Raw genomic sequence first — 15,847 nt, 5'->3', positions numbered from 1 at the left:
TTTTCCCTTAAGGCTGAAATCAGCTCAGAAATTTTTGCAGCAAATCATTGAGAAACAGTTGTCCGCGTTCGGTGGCCGCCAGACGTGACGGTTCGACCTGCAACAAGCCACTTTGTTCGGCGTCGAGGCGGCCTTCGGCGAGGCTTTCCAGGGGCAGCCCGGTGCGCTCCGGATACAGTCGCGATTCGACGCCTTCGGTCAGGCGTAACGCATTCATCAGGAACTCGAACGGCAGCTCTTCATTGGTCAGCGCTTTCTCGCCAGCCTTGAAGCTTTTGGCCGGGTTCAGATAGTCCTTCGGCAAGCGGGTCTTCCAGGTGCGCACAATCCGCCCGTCTGGATGACTGAGCTTGCCGTGGGCACCGGCGCCGATACCGATGAAGTCGCCGAAGCTCCAGTAATTGAGGTTATGCCGCGCCGGACGGCCGGGCTGGGCATAGGCCGAGACTTCATATTGGGCGTAACCGTGTTCGGCGAGCAACGCCTGGCCGGCTTCCTGAATGTCCCACAGCGTGTCGTCTTCCGGCAGCGTTGGCGGCTGGTTCCAGAACACCGTATTGGGTTCAAGCGTCAGTTGGTACCAGGACAGGTGCGTCGGCTTCAGGGCGATGGCCTGGCGCAGGTCGCTCAGCGCATCGTCGAGCGATTGATCGGGCAAACCGTGCATCAAGTCCAGGTTGAAGTTATCAAACCCGGCCTGACGCGCCATGCCGGCGGCACGCACTGCTTCGTCACCGTTGTGAATTCGCCCCAACGCCTTGAGTTTCTCTTCCTGAAAACTCTGGATGCCGATCGACAGGCGATTGATGCCCAGCGCGCGGTAGGCAAGGAATTTCTCCTGCTCGAAGGTTCCCGGATTGGCTTCCAGGGTGATTTCGATGTCGCTGGCAAACGCAATGCGTTGCTCGACGCCTTTGAGCAAACGCCCCAAGGCTTCGGCGCTGAATAGGCTCGGCGTTCCACCGCCAAAGAAGATCGAACTCAGCTCGCGGCCATAAACCGCGTGCAGGTCCTGATCGAGGTCGGCCAGCAATGCGTCGACGTATTCCTGTTCCGGCAGCACCGGGCTGGCGGTATGGGAGTTGAAGTCGCAATAAGGGCATTTGCGCACACACCACGGGATGTGGATGTACAGCGCCAAGGGCGGCAGCACAGGGAGCGCGGCCCGAGGCGATTGTGCGGCACCGCCGAAGATCAGCGGTGACGCGGACGATTCACGGGTCATTTCAAGCCCAGACGCTGGCGCAGCAGATCCATTGCACGGGCGCGGTGGCTGATGAGGTTCTTGTCGCTGGGGCTGAGCTCGGCGCTGGAGCAATCGCGCTCCGGCACCCAGAACAGCGGATCGTAGCCGAAACCATGCTCGCCGCTGGCCGCGGGCAAGATACGCCCGTGCCACAAACCTTCACACAGGATCGGCAGCGGATCGTCGGCATGCCGTACCAGCGCCAGCACGCAGACGAACTGCGCGCCGCGCTCGGCTTGCGGTACATCCTTCAAGACATCCAGCAGTTTGGCGTTGTTGGCCGCATCGCCTTTGCCGTCCGCGTAACGAGCCGAGTAGATCCCTGGGGCACCGCCCAGGAAGTCCACGGCCAGCCCGGAATCGTCGGCCAATGCCGGCAGGCCGGAAATGCGCGCGGCATTTCGGGCCTTGAGGATGGCGTTCTCGACGAATGACAGGCCGGTTTCTTCAGGCTCGACGCTGCTGAACTCGCCGATCGAGCGCAGTTGCACCGATTCGCCGAGCATGGCCTGGAGTTCCTTGAGTTTGCCGGCGTTGTGGCTGGCCAGTACGAGTTGCGTGAAATTGATCATTCGCCGGGGAAGAGCTCTTGGTTGAAATTGATGGTGTTGATTTTGTCGCCGTTCTGCACCTTGATATCGAAGGTACGGATTTCCTGCTGATCCACCGGGTATTGCGCGATGTAGTAGATCGCGCCTTGTTCGGTGATCTGTTCGAAATTCAGCGGTAAGCTCTGGCTGGTCAGGTCTTTGACCGAACCGCTCACTTGCGCCGACTGTGGCTTGCCGTCCTTGATCACCGAAATATTGATCACGCCCTGGTTCTTGCTGCGGATCAGTTTCGCCGCTTTGGCGATGTCGGGTGTCAGGTAGGTGGAGTTGAAGGTGTTGTAGTGCACCGTCACATCGCCAAAGGTCTCCTGGCGATCGCCCTTGATGGCGTCGGCGGCCATGGCGGTGACGCTCAGGCAGGCAGTAAGTAAAAACAGCGCTAGACGACCCATGATCGTTCTCCTCGGAGTGTCGTGGTTCAGACCGCGACCTTGTGGTCCTGCAGCCCTGGGCTGCTGACGCGGTAAATACCGATTTCACCTAATAGATTAGGCCATAGCTTGCTGGCCCACCCGTGGCGGTGCTGTTGATCTACTGCAAGCCGATCAATGACCTTGGCTTCACGTTCGCGACACAGTTCTTCAAAGTCGCCGAAGGTACAGAAGTGGATGTTCGGCGTGTTGTACCAGGTGTACGGCAGAAAATCGGACACCGGCATCCGGCCCTTGCTCGCCAGGTACCAGCGGCAGCGCCAGTGACCGAAGTTGGGGAAGGTGATGATGCACTGGCGACCGACGCGCAGCATTTCGTCGAGGATCTTGTCCGGGTAGTGCACCGCTTGCAGCGCCTGGGTCATGACCACGATGTCGAAGCTGTTGCTGGCAAAGTTGCCCAGGCCCTTGTCCAGGTCCTGCTCAATGACGTTGACGCCCTTGGCCACGCACTCGGCAATATTGTCCGGGTCGTTTTCCAGGCCATAGCCCGTGACTTGCTTGTTGTCGCGCAGCCAGGCCAGTAACTCGCCATCACCGCAGCCGAGGTCGAGCACGCGGCTGCCGGCGGGGATCCATTCCTGGATGATTTCCAGATCAGCTCTCATGGCTTTCTCACAACGTAATACGGTTCATGTAGTGACTGAACGCCTGCAAGTAGCGCGGGATCGGAATCAGGAAGGCGTCGTGGCCTTGCGGAGCATCGATCTCGAGGTAGCAAACGTCTTTCTTGGCCGCCATCAGCGCGTCCACCAGCTCCCGCGAGCGGGCAGGGGAGAAGCGCCAGTCGGTGGTGAAGGACATCACGCAGAACCTGGCCTGGGCATTGGCGAAGGTTTTTGCCAGGTCGTCGTCGAAGTTTGCCGCCGGGTCGAAGTAGTCCAGCGCCTTGGTCATCAGCAGGTAGGTGTTGGCATCGAAACGTCCGGAGAACTCTTCGCCCTGATAACGCAGGTAGCTTTCGACCTGGAACTCGACGCTGTGGAAGTCGTAGTTGAGCTTTTCGCTTTTGAGTCCACGGCCGAATTTTTCGCCCATCGAGTCATCGGACAGGTAGGTGATGTGCCCGACCATCCGCGCCAGCATCAAACCGCGCTTGGGGATCACGCCAGCTTCCTGGAACGAACCGCCGTGGAATTCGGGGTCGGTGAGGATCGCCTGGCGTGCCACTTCGTTGAAGGCAATGTTCTGCGCCGACAGCTTGGGTGCCGAAGCGATGGCCAGGCAGTGGCGAATGCGATCCGGGTAGGTGATGCTCCACTGCATCGCCTGCATGCCGCCGAGACTGCCACCAATCACGGCGGCCCACTGGCTGATGCCGAGTCGATCCGCCAGACGCGCCTGGCTGTGGACCCAGTCTTCCACGGTCAGCACCGGGAAATCGGCGCCGAATGGCTTGCCGGTTTCCGGATTGGTGCTGCTTGGGCCGGTAGAGCCGTTGCAACCACCGAGGTTGTTCAGGCTCACCACGAAGAACTTGCGGGTGTCGATCGGTTTGCCGGGGCCGATGCAGCTGTCCCACCAACCGGGTTTGCGGTCGTCGGGGCTGTGGAAGCCGGCAGCGTGATGGTGACCGGACAAGGCGTGGCAGATCAGCACGGCGTTGCTCGCCGTGGCGTTCAGCGTACCGTAGGTCTCGTAAATCAGGTCATAGGCTGGAAGCGAACGGCCGCAGGCCAGGGCCAGGGGTTCGCTGAAGTGCGCCATTTGCGGCGTCACCAGACCAACAGAATCGGCGGGAAAGGCAGTTGGCATCGACCCTGCTCTCGTTGAAATGAGGCGTAAGTCTAAAGACCAGTGCCTTTAGCAGCAAGCAAAGGCCCGAGCTGATTTCATTCAGTTAGACCTAGGTGCATTCATCGCGAGCAAGCTCGCTCCCACAGTAGATTGCGTTCCCCCTGTGGGAGCGAGCTTGCTCGCGATGAACGATGACGCGGTAAGCCTGTCGGGCAAGGCAACTCAGATCAGCCCGAACAGCTCCCTCGGCATCAGGGCGTAGTACGCAACGCGCGGTATCAGCCAGCTTTGCAGCAGCTGCAGCGCAATAAACGCGAAGATCGGCGAAATATCGAGGCCGCCCAGGTTCGGAATGATTCGGCGGAACGGTGCGAGTACCGGTTCAGTGATCTGTGTGACCAGCTCTGCGGCCGGGCTGCGGCTGCCCGGGGCAACCCAGGACAGAATCACACTGATGATCATCGCGTAGAACAGCACCTTCAAAAACAGCGAGAAGATGCCGATCAGCGCCCACGGCGCCAGGAACAATACGTCGACCTTGTAGCCGCTGAGCAGCAGGATGACCGCGTACAGCGCCATCTGCACGATCAGCGCCAGTACCAGCGATGACATGTCCAGCCCGAACATGCTCGGGATGACCCGGCGCAGTGGCTTGAGCAGAGGTTGAGTGGCTTTTACGGCGAACTGGCAGAGCGGGTTGTAGAAGTTTGCCCGAACCAGTTGCAGGATGAAGCGCAGCAACACGATCAGCAGGTACAGGCTGCCCAGGGTTTGAATCACGAAAATGGCAGCGTCATTGAGTCCGAGCATTATTGATTCCTTTGTGAGAGCGGGTTAGCGACCGAGTTGCTCAGCCATCTCGGCCGAACGATGCGCAGCGGCGCCGAGTGCTTTTTCTACCAGGGCTTCGAAGCCACCGGCCTGGAACGACTTGATCGCCGCTTCCGTGGTGCCCGCCGGTGACGTTACGCGGCGGCGCAGTTCGGCGGCGTCGACGTCACTGGCCACCGCCATGTGGGCGGCGCCCAGTGCTGTTTGCAGGGTCAGTTGTGCGGCGATTTCTGCCGGCAGGCCGAGCTTCACGCCGGCGGCGGTCATGGCTTCGATCAGCAGGAAGAAGTACGCCGGGCCCGAGCCGGAGACGGCCGTTACCGCGTCCAGTTGTTGCTCTTCGGCCAGCCACAACGCGGTGCCGACGGCCGACAGCAGCTCTTGCGCTTGTTGGCGTTGATCGGCGTTCACCTCTGCGGTAGCGAACAAACCACTCACGCCCTGACGCAGCAACGCAGGGGTATTGGGCATGCAACGAACAATGGGATGGGCGCCGAGCCAGTTGTTCATGCTGGCGCAGGTGATGCCTGCGGCAATGGACACCACCAGTTGATTCGGTTTGAGGCTCGGGCGAATCGCTTCGCAGACGGCTTTCATCGCCTGGGGTTTGACGGCAAGCACGACGACGTCAGCGTCCTGGATGGCTTCGGCGTTGTCGGCGAATACGTCGATACCGTGTTCAGCTTTCACTTTGGCGCGGGTTTCAGCACCCGGATCGCTGGCACGGATCTGCGCGGCGTCCAGACCTTTGGCGCGCAAACCGCCGATGAGGCTGGCGGCCATGTTGCCGGCACCGATAAAGGCAATACGAGTCTTGCTCATGTCAGGTCCTTATAAATAGAAGAGTCGGTCATGGATCAAGGCTGACCGTAGTCGCGGGCACCAAACAGGGCCGTACCGATACGGACCCAGGTGGCGCCCATGGCGATGGCCGACTCAAGGTCGTGGCTCATGCCCATGGAAAGCGTGTCGAGCGGTAGATTGAGGCTGGCTTGCAGAGTCTGCACGGCCGCAAAAGCAGCGTCCTGGGCGGCGCGATCTTCAGTCGGCTCGGGGATTGCCATCAACCCGCGCAATTTGATGCGCGGCAATTCGCTGATGGCGTTGGCCAGGGCCGGCAGGTCGGCCGGGGTACAGCCGGATTTACTGGCTTCACCGCTGACGTTGACCTGGATGCAGATGTTCAATGGCGGCCTATCGGCAGGGCGTTGTTCGGACAACCGTTGTGCGATTTTCAAACGATCCACGGAATGCACCCAGTCGAAGTGCTCGGCGATAGCGCGAGTCTTGTTCGACTGAATGGGGCCGATGAAGTGCCAGATCAAGGGCAGGTCGGCCAATTCAAGCTGTTTGCTCAGGGCTTCCTGCAGGTAGTTCTCGCCAAAATCGCGCAGCCCTGCGGCGTGGGCTTCACGCAGGGCCTCGGCAGGTTTGGTCTTGCTCACAGCCAGCAACTGGACGCTGTGCTCGTCGCGGTGAGCAGCTTGGGTCGCTGCCTGGATACGCGAACTAACCTGGAGAATGTTGTCTGCTATCGTGGACATCAAGAGGCGCCGCCAGTCTGAAGGTTGGCGGCATTCTACTGGAATTGAGGAGTGCTATGGATATCACTGAGCTGCTGGCCTTCAGCGCTAAACAGGGGGCGTCTGACTTGCACCTGTCTGCCGGCCTGCCACCGATGATTCGAGTCGATGGTGACGTGCGGCGCATCAACCTGCCGGCCCTGGACCACAAACAGGTTCAGGCGCTCATCTACGACATCATGAACGACACCCAGCGTGTGGACTTTGAGAAGCACCTGGAAACCGACTTTTCCTTTGACGTGCCCGGCGTAGCACGCTTTCGGGTTAACGCCTTCAACCAGAATCGCGGTGCCGGCGCGGTGTTCCGGACCATTGCGTCCAAGGTCCTGAGCATGGATGACCTGGGCATGGGGGAAGTGTTTCGCAAAATTACCGATGCCCCTCGTGGTCTGGTGCTGGTCACGGGGCCGACCGGTTCCGGCAAGTCCACCACCCTGGCGGCGATGATCGATTACCTGAACAACCACCGTCACCATCACATTCTCACTATCGAAGACCCGATTGAATTCGTCCATGAATCGCGCAAATGCCTGATTAACCAGCGTGAAGTCCATCGTGATACCCGCAGTTTCGCTACGGCCCTGCGCTCGGCCCTGCGCGAAGATCCGGATGTGATCCTGGTGGGGGAAATGCGCGATCTGGAGACCATTCGCCTGGCGCTGACCGCCGCCGAGACCGGCCACCTGGTGTTTGGCACGCTGCACACCACGTCAGCGGCGAAAACCATCGACCGGGTGGTGGATGTGTTCCCGGGGGACGAAAAGTCGATGGTGCGTTCAATGCTGTCGGAGTCGTTGCTGGCGGTGGTGTCGCAGACACTGGTCAAGAAAATTGGCGGTGGGCGGATCGCGGCCCACGAAGTCATGCTGGGCACGTCGGCGATCCGTAACCTGATCCGTGAGGACAAGGTGGCGCAGATGTACTCAGCGATTCAGACCGGTGGGAACCTGGGGATGCAGACGCTGGATATGTGCTTGAAGGAATTGGTGGCCAAGGGCTTGGTCAGTCGCGATCATGCGCGGGAGAGGGCGCGGTCGCCAGATAACTTTTGATCGGTCCAGAAACGCCATCGCGAGCAAGCTCGCTCCCACATGGACTGCATCAATCCTGTGGGAGCGAGCTTGCTCGCGATGGGGCCATCAAGATCAAAAAAATCCCGGATCAGATCCGGGATTTCAAATCAGCGCTGAACGACGCGCATCTGGCCTGGTTCTTTTGGCAGAACCCGCTTGGCAACCACGTAGTGGTCTTCCCAGTACGGTTTCTTCAGGGTGTCGATGCTCACCGACTTGCCACGACGCGGTGCGTGGATGAAGCGGTCGTTGCCCAGGTAAATGGCAACGTGGTTGACCCGACGGCTCTTGATGTTGAAGAAAATCAGATCGCCTGGTTTCAGATCTTTGCGATCGACTTTCTGGCCATGACCACTGGCCATCGCGTTCGACGTGCGCGGCAGGTCAAAGGTAGCGTCGTTAAACGCGTATTTCACCAGACCGCTGCAATCGAACCCTTTACTTGGGCTGCTGCCGCCCCAACGGTATGGAGTACCGAGGACGTTTACTGCGCGGCTCAACACGTTGCTGCTTTCCTTGGCCGCCATCGGCGGTACATGTTTGCTGTCGGCTTTGGCCAGGTGAGTCGAATGTTTTGCACTGTGTTTGTTTTTGCTTGAAGGAGCAGAAACATGGGATTTTGGGGTGTGACCATTAACGTTAGGAAGACGTTGCTCACGATTGGTGGCGTGGGCGGCCAGTGGCATCAAAAGGCAAATGGTTAGCCATGTCTTGAAAAATGGACGCATTAGGCAGGGCTCGTATGGGTTAGCGCGCAACTTTATAACAGCTTTTTTGTCCCTTCCGAGGCCGTTGGTCGATTCAACCTGAGGGTCAACGGAACCAAACAAGCGGAAAATGGACGCAATTGTCGGACAGAAGTCACGTGCTATAAGGCTTTGACGGACGACAACGTAACATGTGCCACACGTCGGCAACCTGTAAAAAAGTCACAAAGAATTCAAGAATATTTATCTATCGCGTGAAACGAGGTCCTTCATGAACACCTATCAACAGGCCGGCCCGCATCAAGATACGCACAGCAAAGTGATCGGTTACCTGCTGTGGATTTTCGGTTTCACCGGGGCTCACCGCTTTTATTACGGCAAGCCGGTGACCGGGACGATCTGGTTTTTCACCTTCGGTTTGCTGGGCATTGGCTGGCTGATCGACGTGTTTCTGATTCCAGCCATGGACCGTGAAGCGGACCTGCGTTTTACCGCCGGGCCTATCGAGTACAACGTGGCGTGGATTCTACTGACGTTTCTTGGGGTGTTCGGCGTACACCGGATGTATCAGGGGAAATGGATCAGCGGGTTGCTGTACCTGCTGACGGGCGGGTTGTTCTTTGTGGGCGTGCTGTATGACTTCTGGACGCTGAATGACCAGGTGTCGATTCGCAATGCGCAGAACAGAGGCACCTTCCAGTAAGTCTTCGCGAGCAGGCTCGCTCCCACAAGGTCGGCGTATAGCCATAAATTTGTGGAACACCACAAATCTACTGTGGGAGCGAGCCTGCTCGCGAATGCAGGCAGCGCGGTTTTATGCCTGGTGGCTAATCCGCCCATCCACCAGGGTGTAACGCACCAGTCCCGGCAGGCTATGCCCAATGAACGGGCAGTTCTCGCCCTTGGACAGCCAGGTTTCACCCGCCACGGTCGAAGCCGCGGGGTCGAACAGCACGATGTCCGCCGGGCCACCGACGGCCAACTTGCCGGCCGGCAGGCGCAACGCTTCTGCAGGTCCGGTGCTCAGCCGCGCCAGCAGCGTCGGCAGATCCAGCAAACCATCCTCCACCAAGGTCATGGCCAGCGGCAGCAACAACTCAACGCTGCTGATACCCGGCTCGGTCGCCCCGAACGGCGCCAGTTTGGCATCACGCTCGTGCGGTTGGTGATGGCTGGAGATCGCTGAAACCACGCCCGACTTCACCGCCTCACGCAGGCCATCGCGGTCGGCGCGGGTGCGCAGCGGTGGCTGCACGTGATACAGGCTGTTGAAGTCGATCAGTGCTTCGTCGGTCAGGATCAGCTGATACAGCGCCACATCGGCGGTCACCGGCAGCCCGCGCGCCTGAGCCTGAGCGATCAGGGCCACGCCACGAGCGCTGGTGAGCTGGCTGAAATGCGCGCGCACGCCACTTTGCTCGACCAGCAACAAATCCCGGGCCAGGGCCACGGTCTCAGCGGTTTCCGGAATGCCCGGCAAACCGAGGAAACTGGCGGTCGGGCCTTCATGCGCCAGACCACCCTCGGCCAGATCGTGGTCCTGAGAGTTGAAAATCACCGTCAGGTCGAACGTCGCCGCGTATTCCAGCGCCCGGCACAGCGTACGGGTGTTGCGGAAGCTCTCCAGGCCGTTGCCGAAGGCCACGCAGCCGGCATCGCGCAACGCGACCAGTTCGGCCAGCTGTTCGCCGTCCAGGCCTTTGCTCAGGGCACCAATCGGGAAAACCTTAGTGTTGCCGGCCTCGCGGGCGCGGTCGAGGATCAGTTCGGCCACGGCCGAGGTGTCCAGCACCGGTTTGGTTTTCGGCGGGCAGCACAGGCTGGTGACACCGCCGGCCGCAGCGGCGCGGGTTTCGCTGACGATTGAGCCTTTGCGGCTGTAACCCGGTTCGCGCAGGGCGACGTTCAGGTCAACCAGGCCAGGGGCGGCAACGAGGCCCTGGGCGTCGAGGGTGTCGACGGGCACAAAACCGGCCGGCGCAGCACCCAGGGCGACGATCTTGCAGGCTTCAATATGAATGTCGGTAACTTTATCCAGGCCGGTGGCTGGATCGATGACGCGGGCGCCGAGGATGCTGAGCTTCACTGGGCGTTCTCCTGCTCGAATTGGCGCTGGGCAGTCTGCCCGCTCATGGCCATGGACAGCACGGCCATACGAATAGCGATGCCGTAGGTTACTTGGTTGAGAATCACCGAGTGCGGACCGTCGGCCACCGCCGACTCAATTTCCACCCCACGGTTGATCGGCCCCGGGTGCATGACGATGCAATCCGGTTTGGCCCCGGCCAGACGCGCGGTGGTCAGGCCGAACAGGCGGTAGAACTCGCCCTCGCTCGGCAGCAGGCCGCCGGTCATGCGTTCGCGTTGCAGGCGCAGCATGATCACCACATCGACGTCTTTCAGGCCTTCGGTCATGTCGGTGTAGACCTTCACGCCGTATTGCTCGATACCGATCGGCAACAGGGTTTTCGGCGCGATCACGCGGATGTCCGGGCAACCGAGGGTTTTCAGCGCCAGCATGTTCGAGCGTGCGACCCGCGAGTGCAGGATGTCACCGACGATGGCGACCGAGAGGTTTTCGAAGCCGCCCTTGTGCCGGCGGATGGTGAGCATGTCGAGCATGCCTTGAGTCGGGTGGGCGTGACGGCCGTCGCCGCCGTTGATGATCGCCACTTGCGGGCACACATGCTCGGCGATGAAGTGCGCGGCGCCAGAATCACCGTGGCGCACGACGAACATGTCGGCGGCCATCGCTTCGAGGTTGCGCAGGGTATCGAGCAGGGTTTCGCCCTTGCTCGCCGACGACGTGGACACGTTCAGAGTGATCACGTCGGCCGACAGCCGCTGAGCGGCCAGTTCGAAGGTGGTGCGGGTGCGGGTGGAGTTCTCGAAGAACACGTTGCACACGGTCTTGCCGCGCAGCAACGGGACTTTCTTCACCGCCCGGGCGCCGACTTCGAGGAACGAGTCGGCGGTATCGAGGATTTCCGTCAGCAACTCGCGGCGCAAGCCGTCGAGCGAGAGGAAGTGGCGCAGCTGGCCCTGATCATTGAGCTGCAGCGGGCGCTTGGTTTCTAGAGGCGTCATCGCGAAGGGGACTCTCAATAGGGCGAATTAAAGGGCGAGGTCTTGCAGTTCGAGCGCAAGTTCCGGGCCGGACAACTTCACGCGCTCGTGGGCGGCGAGGGACAAGGTTGCACCGACCACATCCGGGCGGATCGGCAGTTCACCGGCGTCCAGGTCCAGCAGGCAGACCAGCGTCACGCTGGCCGGGCGACCGTAGTCGAAGAGTTCGTTCATGGCCGCGCGGATGGTCCGGCCGCTCATCAGCACGTCGTCGATCAGCACCAGGTGCTGGCCTTCGATCTCGAACGGCAGGGCAGACGGGCGGACTTGCGGGTGCAGGCCGTTCTGGCTGAAATCGTCGCGGTAGAAGGAAACGTCCAGTGTCCCCAGGGGCGAGTCGCTGCCCAGTTCATCGAGCAACGCCTGGGCGACCCAGACGCCGCCGGTACGGATACCGATGTAGCGCGGTTCGCTGATGCCTCGTTTGGCCAGATAGGCGTCAAGCCGGATTGCCATCTGGCCGATCAGTTCAACGGGATTGGGCAGGCTCATGGTTGCTCCTTCTTGGGCCCGAGCCGGGTCTTACTGCGTTTGGCTCGGGTTGTAGCTAAGAGAGACGTGATGACGGCTCTTCAGGATACGAACAGTGCGGTGTTTTCGTCGAGCCAGCCTTGCAGCAGCAGGGCGGCGGCGATGGCGTCGACCGGGTTGTCGCGGTAGCTGCCCTTTTGCCCGCCACGATCGCGGCGTTCGCCCTTGGCCTCGAAAGTCGTCAGGCGTTCATCGTGGGTATAGAAGGGCAAGTTGTAGCGGCCGTTCAGGCGGCGGGCGAACTTTTCGGCCCGCAGGCACATGTCGCTGGGCGTGCCGTCCATGTTCAATGGCAGGCCGACGACCACGGCATCGGGTTTCCACTCTTTAATGAGGGCTTCGACCTGGTTCCAGTCCGGAATGCCGTTTTGTGCTTTCAGCGTGCACAGCTCTCGGGCCTGGCCGGTAATCACCTGGCCGACCGCGACGCCAATCTGTTTGGTGCCGTAATCGAATCCCAGAATCAGCCGCAGGGCCATCAGGCGTGCCCCGCCTGGCTGGTGAGCAGGCTTAGATTGATGCCCAGGTGTTTGGCCGCCGCTTCCAGGCGCAGTTCGCTGCTGGTGTTGAACAGGATGTCGGCGTCGAACGGGCAGGTCAGCCAGGCGTTGTCGGCCAGTTCGGCTTCGAGCTGCCCGGCTTCCCAACCGGCGTAGCCAAGGACAATCAGGCTTTTCGCCGGACCCACGCCGTCGGCGATGGCGAACAGCACATCCTGGGAGGTCGATAGCGACAGTTCGCCTTCCAGATCAACGGTCGCCTGATAGTGCTGACCGGAAGGGTGCAGGACAAAACCGCGATCAGTCTGCACCGGGCCGCCGATGAAGATCGGCACATGCTGGCAGAGCATGGGGGTTTCGACGTCGGGGCGTAATTGCTCGAGGATGTCGGCCAGATTGAGGTCTTGCGCACGGTTGACCACCAGCCCCATGGCACCATTGGCCGTGTGCTCGACGATGTAGGTCAAGGTGTGCGCAAAGTTCGGGTCGACCATGTGAGGCATGGCGATCAGGAAGTGATGCTTGAGGTAGCTGGGGCTGACGTTCTTCATGAGCGCTAGTGTGGCGTTGGAGGGGCGAACTGACAAGCTGGGGATGTGCAGGAAATGCCGCAAATCTGTAGGAGCGAGCTTGCTCGCGATGAACCTGAGAACACCGCGGGGTGTCAGGCTTGCAGCGTTATCGTTGACGACCATCGCGAGCAAGCTCGCTCCTACAAGGGTTTTTCGGTGGATTAGTTGCTGAAGAGTTTATCCCCGCGCGCAAATTTCCAGGTCCGGATGATTTCCAGTCGGTCGACGTCCGACAGGTCGCCGGTAAACGGTGCAAACGGCGCGGCCAGGCGCACGATGCGCTGGGCGGCCTCATCTAACAACGGCTGGCCGGAGGATTCCAGTACCAACACTTCATAGAGAGAACCGTCGCTGTTGATCGAGACCATCAGGCGCAAATTGCCGTAGATCTGCTGGCGCCGTGCTTCATCGGGGTAATTGAGATTACCGATCCGCTCAACCTTCTTGCGCCAATCATCCTTGTACCAGGCGCCCTTGTCGCGCATGGTCGATGCCGCGCTCAGGCGATGGATGCGCGGGCGCTTGGCGTACAGTTGTTGTTCGTTGGCCAGTTCCGCTTCCAGGCTGGCGATGTCGCTGGACAGCTGCGAGCTGTCGAACGTCGGCGCCGCCACTGCGGGTTTGGTTTCAGTCTTGAGTTCCTGGTTTTTGGCGGGGGCTTTTTTCGGCTTCGGCGCCACGGTGGTCACGGCGGCCTTGGGCGGTGCTACCTGCACTTCAGGCTTGGCGGCCGGCGGTGGCGTGACTTTCTGTACCTTGTTGTCCTGGAAGGGCGCGACTTCGGTCGTCTTGGGGAGCGCCTTTTTATCCAGGGTGCCGCTGCCTTCCTGATTTTCCTGCGCCAGGAAGTCTGCTTTCGCAGGCTTTTTTTCGCTTTTGAAGGTGGCGAGGGTGATTTCCAGGGTTTTGCTGATTTGCTTGGGTTCAACCATCGTAAAGCCGATGCCCAACAGCAAGGCCAGGTGAATCAACGCCGCGAGAAACAGGGTAAAACCGAGGCGATCAGCCGGGCGCACGCCACGATGGGCGAGTTCAACGGGCAGATCGGACGGAAGTGTCATGACAAGAAAACCAACATCGCGTTTTTCACAGGCCGCGCATGATAACGCAATGTCGGTTTCATCTTGGGTGTTCTATCTCAACGAGCCTTGAGCTTCTGATCGATGGCATCCATCAGCAGGCCACCAATGTCGGTGCCGAACGCGTTATCAATCTCGCGGATGCACGTCGGGCTGGTGACGTTGATTTCCGTCAGGTGCTCGCCAATGACGTCCAGCCCCACGAACAGCAGGCCCTTCTCGCGCAGGGTCGGACCGACTTGCGCGGCGATCCAGCGATCCTTGTCGGTCAGCGGGCGGGCTTCGCCACGACCACCGGCCGCAAGGTTGCCACGGGTTTCGCCAGCGGCAGGAATCCGCGCCAGGCAGTAGTCCACCGGCTCGCCGTCGATCATCAGGATGCGTTTGTCGCCATCGACTATAGCGGGCAGATAACCCTGGATCATGATCTGCTGCTTGCCATGCAAGGTCAGGGTTTCGAGGATCACCGACAGGTTCGGGTGGCCGGCGGTGTGGCGGAAGATCGATGAGCCGCCCATGCCGTCAAGTGGCTTGAGGATCACGTCGCCGTGGTGATCGGCGAATTCACGCAGGACGTCCGGGCGGCGGCTGACGATGGTCGGCGGCGTGCACTGCGGGAACAGCGTGGCGAACAGCTTCTCGTTGCAGTCACGCAGGCTCTGCGGCTTGTTCACCACCAGCACGCCAGCGCGCTCGGCCTGCTCCAACAGGTAAGTGGAGTAGACGAATTCCATGTCGAACGGTGGATCCTTGCGCATCAGGATCACGTCCAGATCGCTCAGCAGTGCGTCAGTCTCGGCTTCCAGTTCGAACCATTTCTGCGGGTTGGCAAAAACTTTCAACGGTCGCATCCGCGCCCGTGCTTCGCCTTCAGCCTGGTACAAGTCGCTCTGTTCCATATAGAACAGTTCCCAACCGCGCTTCTGTGCGGCCAGCAACATGGCCAGCGAGCTATCCTTTTTATAGGAAATGCCGGCAATAGGATCCATGACAATCCCGACGCGAACGCTCATGGGTTTTTCCTCGAAATTTGGGGGCAAATGTCGATCTTCTGTAGGAGCGAGCTTGCTCGCGATAAACGTCGGAACACCGCGACTATCCAGCCAGCACGCGTCATCGTTAACGATCATCGCGAGCAGGCTCGCTCCTACAAAGGATCAGTCCAAAAGGACCGTATAAAAGTGGCGTCAGAGTGGCGCTGAGTGTGTTCCCGGTCAAGGAAAAACCCACGTAAAGGTCGGCTGATAGATTGGATTTGGAGACTGTGCTAAAAAGGCTGCCATGCCGTGCTGGCCCTTGAGCATCAAGGGTTTCGAGCCCCCGGTAACCGGAAAACGGACAAATTGATTCGCAAAGGCGACGGTAGAGCCACTATGGAACAGCATTCCAGCGCCTTGAAGGTCATGGTGATCGACGATTCGAAGACGATTCGCCGCACCGCCGAAACGCTGTTGAAGAGTGTGGGGTGTGAGGTCATCACAGCCATCGACGGTTTCGATGCCCTGGCCAAGATTGCCGACAGTCACCCTGGCATTATCTTTGTCGACATCATGATGCCGCGTCTGGATGGCTATCAGACCTGCGCTTTAATCAAGAACAACAGTGCGTTCAAGTCCACGCCAGTGATTATGCTGTCGTCCAAGGACGGGCTGTTCGACAAGGCCAAGGGGCGCATCGTCGGCTCCGATCAGTTTTTAACCAAGCCTTTCAGCAAGGAAGAGCTGCTGAACGCGATCCAGGCCCATGTACCGGGCTTCGCCGCCGTTTTGCCGCAGTAGGACACGCACAGTGACGCTCGGCCAGCGGGCCCGGCGTCGACA

At 60.1% G+C, this 15,847-nt stretch carries 19 protein-coding genes; 3 read left to right on the top strand and 16 right to left on the bottom strand.

The window, feature by feature from the left end:
• Positions 1 to 19 precede the first annotated feature (19 nt).
• From hemW to AC1MDT_RS20365, 8 genes are all read right to left on the bottom strand, one after another.
• Entirely contained in the window at positions 20 to 1,225 is a 1,206-nt protein-coding gene (hemW, locus tag AC1MDT_RS20400; RefSeq protein ID WP_480418687.1) for a radical SAM family heme chaperone HemW, read from the bottom strand.
• Positions 1,222 to 1,818, bottom strand: a complete 597-nt coding sequence (gene rdgB / locus AC1MDT_RS20395; protein ID WP_480418686.1) for an RdgB/HAM1 family non-canonical purine NTP pyrophosphatase — start codon at positions 1,816 to 1,818, stop codon at positions 1,222 to 1,224. The genes hemW and rdgB overlap by 4 nt, the downstream gene beginning before the upstream one ends.
• Positions 1,815 to 2,249 (bottom strand): DUF4426 domain-containing protein, encoded by a 435-nt coding sequence (locus AC1MDT_RS20390; protein WP_480418685.1) that lies wholly within the window; start codon positions 2,247 to 2,249, stop codon positions 1,815 to 1,817. The genes rdgB and AC1MDT_RS20390 overlap by 4 nt, the downstream gene beginning before the upstream one ends.
• Positions 2,250 to 2,275: 26 nt before the next feature.
• Positions 2,276 to 2,896 carry a methionine biosynthesis protein MetW gene (metW, locus tag AC1MDT_RS20385; RefSeq protein ID WP_480418684.1) on the bottom strand — a complete coding sequence of 207 codons (621 nt, stop codon included), beginning with the start codon at positions 2,894 to 2,896 and terminating at the stop codon, positions 2,276 to 2,278.
• A gap of 7 nt (positions 2,897 to 2,903) precedes the next feature.
• Entirely contained in the window at positions 2,904 to 4,043 is a 1,140-nt protein-coding gene (metX, locus tag AC1MDT_RS20380; protein WP_480418683.1) for a homoserine O-succinyltransferase MetX, read from the bottom strand.
• 204 nt (positions 4,044 to 4,247) lie between these two features.
• A complete protein-coding gene (locus AC1MDT_RS20375) occupies positions 4,248 to 4,835 on the bottom strand; it encodes a YggT family protein (RefSeq protein WP_480418682.1) in 588 nt (195 codons plus the stop codon).
• A gap of 24 nt (positions 4,836 to 4,859) precedes the next feature.
• Entirely contained in the window at positions 4,860 to 5,678 is an 819-nt protein-coding gene (gene proC, locus AC1MDT_RS20370; protein ID WP_480418681.1) for a pyrroline-5-carboxylate reductase, read from the bottom strand.
• Between the two features lie 35 nt (positions 5,679 to 5,713).
• Complete coding sequence (locus tag AC1MDT_RS20365) at positions 5,714 to 6,400, bottom strand: YggS family pyridoxal phosphate-dependent enzyme (RefSeq protein WP_480418680.1); 687 nt, start codon at positions 6,398 to 6,400, stop codon at positions 5,714 to 5,716.
• 56 nt (positions 6,401 to 6,456) lie between these two features.
• Here AC1MDT_RS20365 and AC1MDT_RS20360 point away from each other — a divergent pair, with 56 nt between their 5' ends.
• A complete protein-coding gene (locus AC1MDT_RS20360) occupies positions 6,457 to 7,491 on the top strand; it encodes a type IV pilus twitching motility protein PilT (RefSeq protein ID WP_480418679.1) in 1,035 nt (344 codons plus the stop codon).
• 128 nt (positions 7,492 to 7,619) lie between these two features.
• Here the strand turns inward: AC1MDT_RS20360 and AC1MDT_RS20355 are convergent, their stop codons facing one another.
• Complete coding sequence (locus AC1MDT_RS20355; protein WP_480418678.1) at positions 7,620 to 8,240, bottom strand: C40 family peptidase; 621 nt, start codon at positions 8,238 to 8,240, stop codon at positions 7,620 to 7,622.
• A gap of 250 nt (positions 8,241 to 8,490) precedes the next feature.
• Here AC1MDT_RS20355 and AC1MDT_RS20350 point away from each other — a divergent pair, with 250 nt between their 5' ends.
• A complete protein-coding gene (locus AC1MDT_RS20350; RefSeq protein WP_480418677.1) occupies positions 8,491 to 8,922 on the top strand; it encodes an NINE protein in 432 nt (143 codons plus the stop codon).
• Between the two features lie 111 nt (positions 8,923 to 9,033).
• Here the strand turns inward: AC1MDT_RS20350 and AC1MDT_RS20345 are convergent, their stop codons facing one another.
• The 7 genes from AC1MDT_RS20345 to gshB all read right to left on the bottom strand — a co-directional run bounded on the left by AC1MDT_RS20345 (position 9,034) and on the right by gshB (position 15,040).
• Positions 9,034 to 10,305 carry a dihydroorotase gene (locus AC1MDT_RS20345; protein WP_480418676.1) on the bottom strand — a complete coding sequence of 424 codons (1,272 nt, stop codon included), beginning with the start codon at positions 10,303 to 10,305 and terminating at the stop codon, positions 9,034 to 9,036.
• Positions 10,302 to 11,306 carry an aspartate carbamoyltransferase catalytic subunit gene (locus AC1MDT_RS20340; protein ID WP_007897943.1) on the bottom strand — a complete coding sequence of 335 codons (1,005 nt, stop codon included), beginning with the start codon at positions 11,304 to 11,306 and terminating at the stop codon, positions 10,302 to 10,304. The genes AC1MDT_RS20345 and AC1MDT_RS20340 overlap by 4 nt, the downstream gene beginning before the upstream one ends.
• 27 nt (positions 11,307 to 11,333) lie before the next feature.
• On the bottom strand, positions 11,334 to 11,837 hold the full coding sequence (gene pyrR, locus AC1MDT_RS20335) for a bifunctional pyr operon transcriptional regulator/uracil phosphoribosyltransferase PyrR (RefSeq protein WP_480418675.1): 504 nt from the start codon (positions 11,835 to 11,837) through the stop codon (positions 11,334 to 11,336).
• An 80-nt stretch (positions 11,838 to 11,917) separates the two neighbouring features.
• The gene (ruvX, locus tag AC1MDT_RS20330) at positions 11,918 to 12,355 is read right to left on the bottom strand and encodes a Holliday junction resolvase RuvX (protein WP_480418674.1); all 438 of its coding nucleotides are present in this window, start codon (positions 12,353 to 12,355) and stop codon (positions 11,918 to 11,920) included.
• Positions 12,355 to 12,927 (bottom strand): YqgE/AlgH family protein, encoded by a 573-nt coding sequence (locus tag AC1MDT_RS20325; protein ID WP_480418673.1) that lies wholly within the window; start codon positions 12,925 to 12,927, stop codon positions 12,355 to 12,357. The genes ruvX and AC1MDT_RS20325 overlap by 1 nt, the downstream gene beginning before the upstream one ends.
• Before the next feature lie 182 nt (positions 12,928 to 13,109).
• Positions 13,110 to 14,009, bottom strand: a complete 900-nt coding sequence (locus AC1MDT_RS20320; protein WP_480418672.1) for an energy transducer TonB — start codon at positions 14,007 to 14,009, stop codon at positions 13,110 to 13,112.
• A 77-nt stretch (positions 14,010 to 14,086) separates the two neighbouring features.
• Positions 14,087 to 15,040 carry a glutathione synthase gene (gene gshB, locus AC1MDT_RS20315; RefSeq protein ID WP_480418671.1) on the bottom strand — a complete coding sequence of 318 codons (954 nt, stop codon included), beginning with the start codon at positions 15,038 to 15,040 and terminating at the stop codon, positions 14,087 to 14,089.
• 360 nt (positions 15,041 to 15,400) lie between these two features.
• On the opposite strand from gshB, the gene pilG reads away from it, so the two are divergent.
• Positions 15,401 to 15,805 (top strand): twitching motility response regulator PilG, encoded by a 405-nt coding sequence (gene pilG / locus AC1MDT_RS20310; RefSeq protein WP_480418670.1) that lies wholly within the window; start codon positions 15,401 to 15,403, stop codon positions 15,803 to 15,805.
• The last annotated feature ends 42 nt before the right edge of the window (positions 15,806 to 15,847 follow it).

The organism is Pseudomonas sp. ASL7, assembly GCF_056680375.1.
This window is presented reverse-complemented; position numbering and strand designations above follow the sequence as displayed.

Bases quoted from the DNA above. Each gene is read 5' to 3' on its own strand.
- hemW (WP_480418687.1), bottom strand. From the start codon at position 1,225: ATGACCCGTGAATCGTCCGCGTCACCGCTGATCTTCGGCGGTGCCGCA.
- rdgB (WP_480418686.1), bottom strand. From the start codon at position 1,818: ATGATCAATTTCACGCAACTCGTACTGGCCAGCCACAACGCCGGCAAA.
- AC1MDT_RS20390 (WP_480418685.1), bottom strand. From the start codon at position 2,249: ATGGGTCGTCTAGCGCTGTTTTTACTTACTGCCTGCCTGAGCGTCACC.
- metW (WP_480418684.1), bottom strand. From the start codon at position 2,896: ATGAGAGCTGATCTGGAAATCATCCAGGAATGGATCCCCGCCGGCAGC.
- metX (WP_480418683.1), bottom strand. From the start codon at position 4,043: ATGCCAACTGCCTTTCCCGCCGATTCTGTTGGTCTGGTGACGCCGCAA.
- AC1MDT_RS20375 (WP_480418682.1), bottom strand. From the start codon at position 4,835: ATGCTCGGACTCAATGACGCTGCCATTTTCGTGATTCAAACCCTGGGC.
- proC (WP_480418681.1), bottom strand. From the start codon at position 5,678: ATGAGCAAGACTCGTATTGCCTTTATCGGTGCCGGCAACATGGCCGCC.
- AC1MDT_RS20365 (WP_480418680.1), bottom strand. From the start codon at position 6,400: ATGTCCACGATAGCAGACAACATTCTCCAGGTTAGTTCGCGTATCCAG.
- AC1MDT_RS20360 (WP_480418679.1), top strand. From the start codon at position 6,457: ATGGATATCACTGAGCTGCTGGCCTTCAGCGCTAAACAGGGGGCGTCT.
- AC1MDT_RS20355 (WP_480418678.1), bottom strand. From the start codon at position 8,240: ATGCGTCCATTTTTCAAGACATGGCTAACCATTTGCCTTTTGATGCCA.
- AC1MDT_RS20350 (WP_480418677.1), top strand. From the start codon at position 8,491: ATGAACACCTATCAACAGGCCGGCCCGCATCAAGATACGCACAGCAAA.
- AC1MDT_RS20340 (WP_007897943.1), bottom strand. From the start codon at position 11,306: ATGACGCCTCTAGAAACCAAGCGCCCGCTGCAGCTCAATGATCAGGGC.
- pyrR (WP_480418675.1), bottom strand. From the start codon at position 11,837: ATGAGCCTGCCCAATCCCGTTGAACTGATCGGCCAGATGGCAATCCGG.
- ruvX (WP_480418674.1), bottom strand. From the start codon at position 12,355: ATGGCCCTGCGGCTGATTCTGGGATTCGATTACGGCACCAAACAGATT.
- AC1MDT_RS20325 (WP_480418673.1), bottom strand. From the start codon at position 12,927: ATGAAGAACGTCAGCCCCAGCTACCTCAAGCATCACTTCCTGATCGCC.
- AC1MDT_RS20320 (WP_480418672.1), bottom strand. From the start codon at position 14,009: ATGACACTTCCGTCCGATCTGCCCGTTGAACTCGCCCATCGTGGCGTG.
- gshB (WP_480418671.1), bottom strand. From the start codon at position 15,040: ATGAGCGTTCGCGTCGGGATTGTCATGGATCCTATTGCCGGCATTTCC.
- pilG (WP_480418670.1), top strand. From the start codon at position 15,401: ATGGAACAGCATTCCAGCGCCTTGAAGGTCATGGTGATCGACGATTCG.